Genomic DNA, 13,142 nt, shown 5'->3' on the forward strand with positions numbered 1-13,142 from the left:
CCCCACGGGTGGCTGCACGCGATGCCGGATCGAAGCACAGCCACGCAGGGCGTGGCGCTACCCCGCGTCTTTGGCCAGCAGGCTGCCCGCATACAACGCGGCCAGCAGCAGGGTCAGTCCACCCCAGAAAGTGGAATAGAACGCCAGGTGGGTGTTGAGCGGGAACACGGTCACCGCCAGCGCCAGCATCGCCGGGCGTGCGCGTTCGCGCGCCGCCAGCGGGGCGAAGCGCCAGGCGCGCCACGCCTGGGCGACGGCGGCCAGCCACAGCAGCAGGCCAAGCACGCCGGTTTCGGCGAGGATTTCCAGCACGATCTGGTGCGCGTGCAGCGCCGGGCCGTCGCCCCACACTTCCTGCGCCTGCGGCGCCGGATTGCAGGCCGGATAGGCGTCGCGGAAGCCGCGCGCGCCCACACCGTTGATCGGGTGTGCGCTGATCATGCAGCCGGCCGCTTCCCATATCTGCGCGCGCCCGGACAGCGCCTGGTTGACACCGTCACCGTCGCCCTCCCACGCCATCGCCGTGCGTGCCACGCGCTCGCGAACCTGCGCAGAGCCAAACCCGACCGCAACGGCAGCAACCAGACCGACAGCGAGGCAGACCATCAACGCACGTGCGCCGAGCAGGCGCCACCCGGAGTACACCACCACCAGGGCATAGGTCAGCCACGCTGCGCGCGAGCCGGCCAGCACCAGCACCACGCCCACTGCCGCGGTGGCCAGGCCCCAGCCCCACAGCCCGCCACGCCGCGCCGCAGCGAACAGCAGGAACGGCGAGAGACTGGCCAGCACCTGGCCGAACTTGAGATTGCACGGGCCAAGCACGCCGCTGAGCCGGTCGGCCGCCGCCACTTCCTGCGCGCTGCACAGGCCATGGCCGCTGACCACCCATTTGAGCTGGTCCATCGACCAGAACAACGGGCTGGTACCGAACGCCGCCTGCGCCAGTGCGTCCAGTGTCCATATCGCGGCGATCAGCGCGATGCCGCCAAGCGTCAGTCCGCGCCGCTGCGGCGTGGCCACGGCGATCGCCACCAGCCACATGAAGGGCAGATAGCGCAGCCCGGCGGCGGTCTTGCGCCATGCGGTGGCCGGGTCGATGGCATCGAAGGCGGAAAATGCCTGTGGCAGCCAGTAGCCCAGGAACAGGATGCTGGTCAGCGCCCACGCCGGTGCGCTCAACAGGCGCTGTTTGCCCTGCATGCGCAGCTGCACCATGCGCACGGCCGCATACAGGGCTCCCAACACCAGCACGGTCTCGGCGATGCCCGGCAATGGCCACAGCGCCACGAAGGCGAGCACCCACCACGGCGCCCAGCGGCCCGCACGGGAGCCGGGTGAGTCAGGCGCGAGGGCCGGTTCAGCCGGCGAGCGAGGTGTAGAGCTGGAGCGTGTCACGCTGCATCGCCTGCAAAGTGAAAGGAATCCGCGTGGGCAGGCTGGGCGGTTGCTGCAGCAGCTGCTGCGCGCGCGCCAGCAGGGCGGCACTGTCGTGCAAGGCTACCGCACCGGACGGTTGCAGCTGCGTCAACAACTCACCGACGCCGCCGTGGTTCCAGCCCAGCACCGGGCGGCCCACCGACAGCGCTTCGAGCACGGTGCGGCCGAAGGCTTCGGCCTTGTCCGACACCTGCAGCACCAGATCGCTGGCCGCATACGCCTGGGCAATGCGCGTGGTGGGCGCGGTCATCAGCACTGCATCGGCAATGCCGAGGGTGCGCGCCTGCGCCTCCAGCTCGGCCACGTACGCCTCACGGCCAGGCTCGCGGGTGCCGGGCATCCACAGCCTGGCCGGCACGCCCGCCGCATGCAGGCCGGCGACCACCTGCAACGCGTGCCGGTGGCCCTTCAGGCGGGTTCCGCGACCAGGCAACAGCAGCAGCGGCGCATCGGTGCCCAGCAGTGGGTGCTGTTCGGCCACGGCCAGGCGCGCGCGGCGGTCGTTGCGTGCCACGCGTGGGAACTGGGCCACGTCCACGCCGCGCGGAATCACCTGCAGGCGCTCGGCCGGTACGCTTGGATAGTGGGTCTGGACGAACTCGCGCACGCTGTTGGACACGCAGACGACGCGCTCGCCGCTGGTCATCACCGCGCTGTAGCGGCCCGGCGAGTTCAGCCCGTGCACGGTGGTGACCCAGTGCGGGCGCTGCCCCGGCGGCAGGTTGCGCAGCGCGTACAGGCCCAGCCAGGCCGGCAGCCGCGAGCGCGCATGCACGATGTCCGCGCCGACCTCGGCGAACAGCCGGCGCAGGCTCAGCACGTGGCGCAGGGTGAGCAGTGATTTGCGGCCGATGTCCAGGGTGAGGTGTTCGGCGCCGCTGGCCAGCAGCGGTTCGACCAGCCGCCCACCGGCAGACACGACGATGGCCCGGTGGCCGGCGGCAACCAGGGCGGAGGCGATTTCAAGGGTGGAGCGTTCAACCCCGCCGGAGTGCAGCGCCGGCAGCAGCTGCACCACGGTCAGTCGGCGCACGGACGCAGCCGTGGCTCAGTCGGCCAGCACGAACACGGCGCCGCAGTACGGGCACTTGGCCTCGCAGTTGGGCTCGTCTTCGATCGGCAGGTACACGCGCGGGTGGGAGTTCCACAGCGCCATTTCCGGAGTCGGGCAGCTCAGCGGCAGGTCGACGCGGTGCACGGTGTAGCGCTTCTCGGCGTTGGCGGGCGCAGTGGCGGTATGGCTCATGGCGTGGACACACAAAGGAATTGCGAAGGTGTCGATTCTAGCACCCGGCGCTGCGGCATCGCCGCTGCGGCCGACGGCGGCATGCCGGGGCGATGCGTATTGCCGGGAGACAACACCGTTCTTTTTAAATCGATCCAAACACACTGTCAACCACGTCAGGATCGGGTGGTTTTTCAGTGTTTGGATCGAACTAAATGGCACTTGCCAGCGTCCCCATGCCTGTTGCAGCATCGGACCGGTTCGATTCCTGCCCCGATCGCATGGCCCGTCCCCCCGCCGGACCTGCATCGCCCTCCTGTCCGCCGCTGGCGGCCGGGGTGATGCGGTCTGCCGTGGTCGCCGATGCGGGCTCTGCCTGCCGCCTGCCCTACCCGGGAGTTCCCTGCATGTCCCTGCCCGCTCCGCGCCCCGCCCGCCACGCCCTGCTGCCGCTTGCCCTCGCCATGGCCTGCGCCTCACTCGCCCTGCCCGCGTTCGGCCAGGGCCTGCAGACCTCCTTCGAGCCGGGCCAGCCGTCCCCCTCGGTCGGCAAGCAGGCGCTGCAGGTCGAGATCGGCAACGGTCCGCGCGCGCCGTATGCGGCCAAGGCCGGCGTCGGCTACACCGGCCTGCGCGCGCTGCACTACGCCAGCACCGGCGGCCCCCTGCAGCGGCGCCTGTTCGATACCGACGTGCGCATCGAGGCCGACACCGCGCTGAGCTGGCTGGTACTGCCGGAGATCGTCGGCAAGGACACCGTGGCGTCCACCTACGTCTCGCTGGACCTGGTGCTGGACGACGGCAGCCGGGTCTCGGCCAGCGACGCGCGCGACCAGCACGGCGTGGCGCTGGGCGCGACCGCGCAGGGCGATTCGAAAACGCTGTACCCCCAGCAGTGGGCCCGCAAATCGGTGCGCCTGGGCGACGTCGCCGCGCTGCGTGGGCGCCGCGTGGTGGGCGTCGAACTGCAGGTGGCCAGCGCCGCCGGCGCGCCGGTGTCGGGCTGGATCGACGACGTGCGCCTGGACGCGCAGCCGCGCAGCGCACCACAGCGGCCGTCGGACTGGGTGCTGACCACGCGCGGCACGCAGGCCAACGGCACGTTCTCGCGCGGCAACAATTTCCCGGCCACGGCGGTGCCGCACGGGTTCAACTTCTGGACCCCGGTCACCGATGCCGGCGCGCTGAACTGGCTGTACCGCTGKAACGAACAGAACGATGCCAGCAACCGTCCACGCCTGCAGGCGCTGGCGCTCAGCCACCAGCCCAGCCCGTGGATGGGCGACCGCCAGACCTTCCAGGTGATGCCCTCGGCCAGCCGTGGCGTGCCCGAGGCCGACCGCGGCAAGCGTGCGCTGGCCTTCTCGCACGACAATGAACGTGCGCGTCCCTACCGTTACGACGTGCGCTTCGACAATGGCATCGCCGCAGCAATCGCCCCGACCGACCACGCCGCGTTGTTCCGCTTCGAGTTCCCGGAAAAAGGCGACGCCAACCTGCTGTTCGACAACGTCGATGCGCGCGGCGGGCTGACCCTGGACGCGGCCACGCAGACCTTGTCCGGCTACACCGATACCCGCAGCGGCCTGTCCAACGGTGCCACCCGCATGTACGTGGTGGCCAGCTTCGACACACCCTGGCGCAGCAGCGGGCAGATCGACACCGGCCGTGCCACCGGCTACATCAAGTTCGATGCCGGCAGCGACCGCCGGGTGAACATGCGCATCGCCACGTCGCTGATCTCCCTCGAGCAGGCGCGCCACAACCTGGCACTGGAACTGGCCGCCACCGACGACCTTGAGCGCGTGGCCGCACGCGCGCAGGACGCCTGGGATGCGCGCCTGGCGCCGTTCGACATCGGCGATGCCAGCGACGACCAGAAGACGACGCTGTATTCCAGCCTGTACCGGCTGTATCTGTACCCCAACTCCGGCCATGAAAACGCCGGCACCGCCGCCGCGCCCGACTGGCGTTACGCCAGCCAGGCCAGTGCCGCCGACGACAACACCGACGGCAGCGCCACGCGCAGCTTCGCCCCGATCCGCGACGGCAAGGTGTACGTCAACAACGGCTTCTGGGATACCTTCCGCACCACGTGGCCGGCGTATGCGTTGTTCACCAAGGACGACGCCGGCGCGCTGGTGCAGGGCTTCCTGGAGCAGTACCGCGCCGGTGGCTGGGTCGCGCGCTGGTCCTCGCCGGGCTATGCCGACCTGATGGTGGGCACCAGTTCGGATGTGGCCTTCGCCGACGCATGGCTGAAGGGCATCGGCGGCTTCGATCCAGAGGAGGCCTATGCGGCGGCGCTGAAGAACGCCACCGTGGTGCCGCCGGATCGCCACGTCGGGCGCAAGGGCATGGACCGTTCCACCTTCCGCGGCTATGCCAGCGCCGAGGTGCATGAAGGGATGTCGTGGACGATGGAAGGGGCGCTCAACGACTTCGGCATCGCCAACATGGCCCAGGCGCTGGCCAAACGCGCAACCACGGCTGCCGCGCGCGAGCGCTATACCACCGAGGCCGACTACTTCAGCCACCGAGCGGGCACCTACGCCACGCTGTTCGATCCGGCGGCCGGCTTCTTCCAGGGCCGCACTGCCGACGGCCAATGGCGGCTGGCCGCCAAGGACTACGACCCGCGCGTGTGGGGCCATGACTACACCGAATCCAACGGCTGGACGTTCGCCTTCACTGCCGCGCACGACGGCGAAGGCCTGGCCGGGCTGTACGGCGGCCGCGACAAACTTGCGGCCAAGCTGGACGAATTCTTCGCCACCCCGGAAACCGCCGACCCGGCGTTTGCCGGCTCCTATGGCGGCACCATCCATGAGATGACCGAAGCGCGCGATGTGCGCATGGGCATGTACGCGCACAGCAACCAGCCGGCGCACCACATCCCGTGGATGTACCTGTATGCCGGGCAGCCATGGAAGACCCAGCAGCATGTGCGCGAGATCCTGTCGCGGCTGTACGTGGGCAGCGAGATCGGCCAGGGCTACCCCGGCGATGAGGACAACGGCGAAACGTCGGCGTGGTACGTGCTGGCCTCGCTGGGCCTGTATCCGCTGCGCATGGGCTCGCCCGAGTACGCGATCGGCTCGCCGGCGTTCCGCCACGCCCGGGTCGAACTGCAGGGCGGCGCGGTGCTGACCGTCAATGCGCCGGACAACTCGCGCGAGAACGTGTACGTGCAGTCGTTGAAAATCAACGGCAAGCCGTGGAGCAAGACCTGGGTACCGCACGAGGTGATCGCCAAGGGCGCCACGCTGGATTTCGTGATGGGGCCCAAGCCCTCCCCGTGGGGCAGCGGCCCGGACGATGCGCCGCGCTCGCTCACCGCGCGCGGCCAACGCCCTTCCCTGCTGCATGACCTGCTCGGCGGCGGTGCGCGTGCGCAGGGTGCCGATGGACGGGCGCTGCAGGCGCTGGTCGATGACGATGCCGGCACCGTGGTGCCGCTGGGTGCCGGCACGGTGTCATTCACCGGGGTCAGCGACGGCGTGCCATCGATGTACACGCTGACCAGTGGCAACGCCCCGATCCGCGGCGGCGAGTGGACGCTGGAAGCGCGCCGCAGCGGTGGCCGCTGGATCACGCTGGACCAGCGCCGTGGCGAGGACTTCGCCTGGGCGCAGCAGACCCGTCCGTTCGGCATCGCCACGCCGGGCCGTTACGCCGAGTACCGGTTGCGCATCGCCGGGCCTGGGCGGATGCAGCTGGCCGAGGTGGAATTGCTGGCGCCGGTTGGGGAACGTTGAGGATGGGCGCGATGGCGTTCTGCAGGTCGATGGCCGATGGGGTCATGGGGAGCCGGCCAGCGGCCGGCACTACCGGGGTGCTGATGCTGGCGTTGGTGGCGTTCGATGCCGCGGCGTTCGAGGGCAGCCAGCAGCGCGAGGGGGTGACGCTGACCTACCGCGATCCGGGCGATGCGCTGGATGCGACGCTGCGCGGCCGGATCATCGAGACGTTCTTCGCGGCCTATCTGCGCGAACGCGCCGATTTCCATCCGGGCGCACCGGCGCAGGCGCGCATCGTGATCGACCCGGCGTACGACGGCGTCGCCTTTGTCGGCGAAGGCGACGGGGCCGCCACCATCACCATCAACCCGGGCTGGTTGGCCACACATCCAGACGACGTGGACCTGGTGACCCATGAGGCGATGCACATCGTGCAGGGCTACCCCGAGTACGCCAACGAACGCGTGCCCGGCTGGCTGGTGGAAGGCATCGCCGATTACGCACGCGACCGCTATGGTCGGCACAACGCGGCGGCCGGCTGGGCGCTGCCGACGGCGGTGAAGGACGGGCAGCGTTTCGATACCGGTTACCGGGTCACCGGTGCGTTTCTGAAGTGGAGCGAGGACCAGCATCCCGGGCTGGTAAAGGCGCTGGATGCGGCGTTGCGCGAGGGGCGCTATGCGCCGGCCTTGTGGACGCAGCGCACCGGGATGGCGTTGCCGGCGCTTTGGGCGGCATACGTGAAGGCGCGTTGATGTGGTGCTGGGCACCTATCGTAGAGGGGTGCTTGTCTTGCCGATCGCGCATTTGGAGGAGCCGGCCAGCGGCCGGCACTACCGGGGCTCAGCGCCGTAGCCGGCCAGCGGGCGGCACTGATGGGACTCAGCGCGCGCCGACCAGGCCGGCGTACAGCGCGAACAGCTGCTGGAAATAGCGTTTCGTCGTTCGACTGCGCATGGGACTACTCCGGRCTGGCCATTGGGGGTCTGGTCGGGCCCAGGGCGGCGGGAGCCGGTGGCCCTCCGCCGCGGCCGGGCCGCGTGGGGGTATTGGGCCTTGCGGAGGTTGCAGGGCGGTGACGGCCGGGCTACGGGACTATTGATCGGCAACGTCGCCGTCGGGGTAGCCATCGGCATATCGATCGGGGACGTAGCCATCGGCGTAGATTCACGCCATGGGTGGATACCGCGCGCAGCGCGGTCCAGGTGTCCAGGTGTCCAGGCCCGCAGCATCCACGCGTGGGGGTTCTGGCCGGCGTTGAACGCACGCCGAAGCCGCCTGGTGACGCGCAGGATGCGGGGCGAAGTGCATCCACGCATGGCGTGGCGCTACCTGTTTCGCTTCGCGAAACCAAAACGCGCCCCGAAGGGCGCGCTTTGAAAGCTGGAGCCTAAAAGAGCGGCGCGTTACGCCCCGTTCTTTTCGGCCTCCAGCTGCTTGCGGATCTGCGCATCGACTGCGGCGATCGCGGTCATGTTGAGCACGCGGCGCGAGGTGGCGCTGGTGGTCAGGATGTGCACCGGCTTGGCCACGCCCATCAGAATCGGGCCGATCGCCACGCCATCGGTGAACACGCGCACCAGGTTGTAGGCGATGTTGGCCGCTTCCAGGTTGGGCAGCACGAACAGGTTGGCGCGGCCCTTCAGCGTGCTGTTGGGCAGCAGCTTCTGGCGCAGCGCTTCGTCCCATGCGGTGTCGCCCTGCATTTCGCCGTCCACGTTCAAGCGCGGGTTGCGCTTGAGCAGCAGGCCACGCACGGCGCGCATCTTCAACGCGTCCTTGGAATCGTGGCTGCCGAAGTTGGAGTGCGACAGCAACGCCACCTTCGGCTCGATCCCGAACAGCTTCATGCGGTAGGCCGCCTGCAGCGTCGCTTCGCAGATCTGCTCGGCGGTCGGGTCTTCCTGCACGTGGGTGTCCACGAAGAAGAACACGCCGTGCTGGTTGATCACGCCGGTCATGGCCGAGGTGGAGGTCACCTTGGATTCCAGCGGCAGCACGCTGCGTACATAACCCAGTTTCTTGTGGAAGCGGCCGACCACGCCGGTGAGCATCGCATCGGCTTCGCCACGGGCCACCATCACCGCCGCGATCAGTGTCGGGCGCGAGCGCATCAGGTTCTTGGCCGCGGCCACGGTCACGCCGCGACGGCCGGTGAGGTTGTGGTAGTACTGCCAGTACTCGTTGAAACGCGGGTCGTCGTTGATGTTGGTGATGCCGAAATCGACCTCGGCCTTCATCCGCAGACCCAAGCGCTCGATGCGCGATTCGATCACGTCCGGGCGGCCGATCAGGATCGGGAACGCCAGGCCTTCGTCGACCACGTTCTGCACCGCGCGCAGCACCACTTCTTCTTCGCCTTCGGCATACACCACGCGCTGCTTGTCGGCGCGCGCACGGTCGTAGACCGGCTTCATCATCAGGCTGGTGCGGTAGACGAACTGGGCCAGCTTCTCGCGGTAGGCGCCCATGTCGGCGACCGGACGGGTAGCTACGTCCGAATCCATCGCGGCCTGGGCCACGGCGGCCGACAGCTCCACCAGCAGGCGGCGGTCGAACGGACGGGGGATCAGGTAATCGCGGCCGAAGCTCGGGGTTTCATCGCCATAGGCCGAGCCCAAGTCGCTGGCCTCGCGGCGCGCCATCGCGGCAATGGCGTGCACGCAGGCGATCTTCATTTCTTCGTTGATCGCCGTGGCGCCCACGTCCAGCGCCCCGCGGAACAGGTACGGGAAGCACAGCACGTTGTTGATCTGGTTCGGGTAATCCGAACGACCGGTGCCGATGAGCGCATCCGGACGTACCGAACGGGCCACTTCCGGCATGATTTCCGGGGTCGGGTTGGCCAGGGCGAAGATCACCGGATCCTTGGCCATGGTTTTGACCATGTCCGCCGTGAGGATGCCCGGGGCCGACAGGCCGAGGAAGATATCCGCGCCGTCGACGATCTCGGCCAGCGTGCGCTTGTCGGTGTCGCGTGCGTAACGCGCCTTTTCCGGGTCCAGGTCGGTGCGGCCGGTGTGGATCACGCCGTCGCGGTCGAAGGCCAGGATGTTCTCCGGCTTCAGGCCCAGCGAAACCAGCATGTTGACGCAGGAGATGCCCGCCGCGCCCATGCCGGTGGTGGCCAGCTTGATGTCTTCGATCTTCTTGCCGGTCACGACCATGGCGTTGAGCACGGCCGCACCGACGATGATCGCGGTGCCGTGCTGGTCGTCATGGAACACCGGGATGTTCATCCGCTCGCGCAGCTTGCGCTCGACGATGAAGCATTCCGGCGCCTTGATGTCTTCCAGGTTGATGCCGCCGAAGGTCGGCTCCAGCGAGGCGATGATGTCGACCAGCTTGTCCGGGTCGTTCTCGTCGATCTCGATGTCGAACACATCGATGCCGGCGAACTTCTGGAACAGCACGCCCTTGCCTTCCATCACCGGCTTGCCGGCCAGCGGGCCGATGTTGCCCAGGCCCAGCACGGCGGTACCGTTGGAGATGACGGCGACGAGGTTGCCGCGCGCGGTCAGCTCGCTGGCCTGCTGCGGGTCGGCCATGATCGCTTCGCAGGCGTGTGCCACGCCCGGCGAATAGGCCAACGACAGATCGCGCTGGGTCAACATCGGCTTGGTCGCGGTGACCTTGATCTTGCCGGGCGGCGAGAGCCGGTGATAGTCGAGGGCTGCCTGTTTGAAATCTTCGTTGGACATCGCTTTCTGCAGATGAATGGGCGAGAGGAACAGGGGATCATACCCCCGTTGGCGTGGATGGACCTGTCGCTACGCTGTCGCGGCCATGCTGCAACTGCACATATTTCCAGCCGTTCGGCAGCGTATGCAGGCAGCGTGGCGCACGCCGATGACAGGTCGCATCACTGCTGTGGCAGCGATAAAAAAGCAGGGCCCGCCATCCAGGGGGAGTGGGCAGGCCCTGCAACACACACAAACGCAAGCGGGTTCAGTGCGCCGACGCGGTCAGCGGCGACGGCAGGTCGTCGGTGGTCAATGCCGGCAGTTCGGCCTCGCGGCCATCCAGCGCCATCGCCAGGCGATCGCGGTCCAACGCGCCTTCCCAGCGCGACACCACCACGGTGGCCACGGCATTGCCGATGAAGTTGGTCAGCGAGCGACATTCGCTCATGAAGCGGTCCACGCCGAGGATCAGCGCCATGCCGGCCACCGGCACTTCCGGCACCACCGCCAGGGTGGCGGCCAGGGTGATGAAACCGGCACCGGTGACGCCGGCGGCGCCCTTGGAGCTGAGCATCGCCACCAGCAGCAGCGCGATCTGGTGGCCCAGGGTCAGTTCGGTGTTGGTGGCCTGGGCGATGAACAGCGCGGCCAGGGTCATGTAGATGTTGGTGCCATCCAGGTTGAACGAGTAGCCGGTCGGGACCACCAGGCCCACCACCGACTTGGCGCAGCCGGCGCGCTCCATCTTCTCCATCAGCGAGGGCAGCGCCGATTCGGACGAGGAGGTGCCCAGCACCAGCAGCAGCTCGGCCTTGAGGTAGCGGGCCAGCTTGAACACCGAGAACCCGCACAGGCGGCAGACCACGCCCAGGATGACGGCCACGAACAGGAACGCGGTGAGGTAGAACGAGCCCACCAGCCAGGCCAGGTTGATCAGCGACCCCACCCCGTATTTGCCGATGGTGAAGGCGATGGCACCGAAGGCGCCGATCGGGGCGGCCTTCATCAGGATGTGCACCAGGCGGAACACCGGGGCGGTCAGCGCCTCCAGGAAGGTCAGCACCGGGCGGCCCTTCGCACCAGTGAGGGCCAGCGCAATGCCGAACAGCACCGCCACGAACAGCACCTGCAGGATGTTGCCGTCTACGAAGGCGCTGACCAGGGTGGCCGGAATGATGTCCATCGCAAAGCCGGTCAGGGTCAGCTCGTGGGATTTCTCCACGTATCTGTGGACCGCGGTCTGGTCCAGGTCGGCCGGGTTGATGTTCATGCCGGCACCGGGCTGCACCACGTGCGCCACGATCATGCCCACGATCAGGGCCAGGGTGGAGAAGAACAGGAAGTAGGCCATCGACTTGGCGAACACCCGGCCCACGGTGCGCAGGTGGGTCATGCCGGCGATACCGGTGACGATGGTGAGGAAGATCACCGGGGCGATGATCATCTTCACCAGCTTGATGAAGGCATCACCGAGCGGCTTGAGCGATTCGGCGAAGGCCGGCTCGAAGTGGCCGAGGACGGCGCCCAGGACGATCGCCACGACCACCTGGAAATACAGCTGGCGGTAGAAGGGCAGCGGCTTGGCCGACAGCGCGGCGGCGGTGGGTACGTGCATGGCGGACTCCGGGAAAGCGGTGTTGTTGCGTCCGGCCCGCACGGCAGCAGCAGGCCAGTTCCAAGGAAACCCCGTCGCGGCGCCGGAACAGGCAGGGCGGCGGGGGATGGACGCATTTGTACGCGCGAGTCACCGCCACGCAGATAACCTATTGGTACTAGCCCCCCGGTTCAGGCAGCGATGGGTGCCTACACTGCGCCYATCCCGCCCTCCCCCACGGCGGCTGGTGACCGCGCGCAGCCCTGAAGGGCAACAGTTTCCGGCGCTGCGGCCGTTGTTGTCCTGTCCGCTTCAATGAACCCAGAGAGCTGCTCCTCCATGCGCCCGACCCCGACCCTGCTGGCCCTGTGCCTGGCTGCCACCCCCGCCCTGGCCTCGGCGGCCGATTTCGACAACTGGCCGACCAAGGTCGCCTTCAGCGATGGCACCGAACTGKCCGCCACCGCCAACATCGCCTACGACTACAACGATTTTTCCTCGGCCAGCGGCATCGAAGACGATGACGCGGTGCGCCGCAAGGAATTCGGCGCCACCCTGAAGAAGAAGGGGGTGTACGACGCGATGGTGTACTACGACTTCCAGGCCGACACCTGGCTGGACGTGTTCGTGCGCGTTGAAAGCAAGGCCTTCTTCGGCAGCGACATCGGCCGCTTCCGCTTCGGCTACATGAAGACCCCGGTCGGCCTGGACGCCAACACTTCCTCGCGCGCCGGCAGCTTCCTGGAAACCGCGCTGCCCGTGCAGGCCTTCTACGCAGGCCGCCGCACCGGCGTGGAGTGGGTGCTGGAGCGCCCGCAGTACCTGCTGCAGGCCGGCGCCTACGGCGGCAAGGACCTGCAGGGCGACAACCCCGGCACCACGCAGGCCGTGCGTGCGGTGTGGACCCCGATCAAGGCCGCCGGCGACGTGCTGCACCTGGGCCTGGCCTACTCGCAGGAAAACCCGCGCGGCTACCGCGATGGCCGCGACGTGCACCATGAAGCCAGCGCGCGCCTGCGCGCTCGTCCGGAAGCCGGCCTGACCGACATCCGCCTGGTCGACTCCGGCGCACTGGCCACTGCCGACCAGATCCGCCGCACCGGCCTGGAAGGCATCTGGATCCGTGGCCCGTTCTCGCTGCAGGCCGAAGCCCTGCAGACCACCGTCACCCGCCAGGGCAAGCCGGACTACACCGGCGACGGCCAGTACGCCATGGCCAGCTGGGTGCTCACCGGGGAATCGCGTCCGTACAACGCCGGCGCGGTGGCCAACATCAAGCCGGCCCATGACTACGGCGCGGTGGAACTGGTGGCCCGTTACAGCCGCCTGGACCTGGACGACGCCGATGTTTTCGGTGGCCGCCAGCACGACTGGACCTTGGGCGCCAACTGGTACCTCACCAGCCACTTCAAGTTCCAGGCCAACTACGTGAAGGCCGACGCCAGCCGTCGCGGCGTGCA

8 protein-coding genes are annotated in these 13,142 nt (G+C 68.4%); 3 read left to right on the plus strand and 5 right to left on the minus strand.

What is annotated here, in order from left to right; translation table 11 throughout:
* Positions 1-57: 57 nt before the first annotated feature.
* Genes AC1DQP_RS08665 through AC1DQP_RS08675 form a run of 3 tightly spaced genes read right to left on the minus strand, consistent with a single transcriptional unit; the run spans position 58 to position 2,686 of the window.
* The gene (locus tag AC1DQP_RS08665) at positions 58-1,398 is read right to left on the minus strand and encodes an O-antigen ligase family protein (protein ID WP_457317945.1); all 1,341 of its coding nucleotides are present in this window, start codon (positions 1,396-1,398) and stop codon (positions 58-60) included.
* Complete coding sequence (locus AC1DQP_RS08670) at positions 1,361-2,473, minus strand: glycosyltransferase (RefSeq protein WP_457317946.1); 1,113 nt, start codon at positions 2,471-2,473, stop codon at positions 1,361-1,363. Before AC1DQP_RS08670 ends, AC1DQP_RS08665 begins: the two co-directional genes overlap by 38 nt.
* Before the next feature lie 15 nt (positions 2,474-2,488).
* The gene (locus AC1DQP_RS08675) at positions 2,489-2,686 is read right to left on the minus strand and encodes a zinc-finger domain-containing protein (protein ID WP_256776508.1); all 198 of its coding nucleotides are present in this window, start codon (positions 2,684-2,686) and stop codon (positions 2,489-2,491) included.
* A 386-nt stretch (positions 2,687-3,072) separates the two neighbouring features.
* On the opposite strand from AC1DQP_RS08675, the gene AC1DQP_RS08680 reads away from it, so the two are divergent.
* Both AC1DQP_RS08680 and AC1DQP_RS08685 read left to right on the plus strand, forming a co-directional pair.
* Positions 3,073-6,423, plus strand: a complete 3,351-nt coding sequence (locus AC1DQP_RS08680) for a GH92 family glycosyl hydrolase (protein ID WP_478051423.1) — start codon at positions 3,073-3,075, stop codon at positions 6,421-6,423.
* A 44-nt stretch (positions 6,424-6,467) separates the two neighbouring features.
* A complete protein-coding gene (locus AC1DQP_RS08685) occupies positions 6,468-7,160 on the plus strand; it encodes a basic secretory protein-like protein (RefSeq protein ID WP_457317951.1) in 693 nt (230 codons plus the stop codon).
* 651 nt (positions 7,161-7,811) lie between these two features.
* On the opposite strand, the gene AC1DQP_RS08690 is transcribed toward AC1DQP_RS08685, so the two are convergent.
* Both AC1DQP_RS08690 and AC1DQP_RS08695 read right to left on the minus strand, forming a co-directional pair.
* Entirely contained in the window at positions 7,812-10,106 is a 2,295-nt protein-coding gene (locus AC1DQP_RS08690) for an NADP-dependent malic enzyme (protein ID WP_457317948.1), read from the minus strand.
* A 247-nt stretch (positions 10,107-10,353) separates the two neighbouring features.
* Positions 10,354-11,703, minus strand: coding sequence for a dicarboxylate/amino acid:cation symporter (locus tag AC1DQP_RS08695; RefSeq protein WP_457317949.1), 1,350 nt, complete (start codon positions 11,701-11,703; stop codon positions 10,354-10,356).
* A 318-nt stretch (positions 11,704-12,021) separates the two neighbouring features.
* Between AC1DQP_RS08695 and AC1DQP_RS08700 the strand changes: the two genes are divergently transcribed.
* The coding region (locus tag AC1DQP_RS08700) for an OprO/OprP family phosphate-selective porin (RefSeq protein WP_478051424.1) at positions 12,022-13,142 on the plus strand (1,121 nt) is incomplete at its 3' end.

This window comes from Stenotrophomonas sp. P5_A8 (assembly GCF_056400545.1).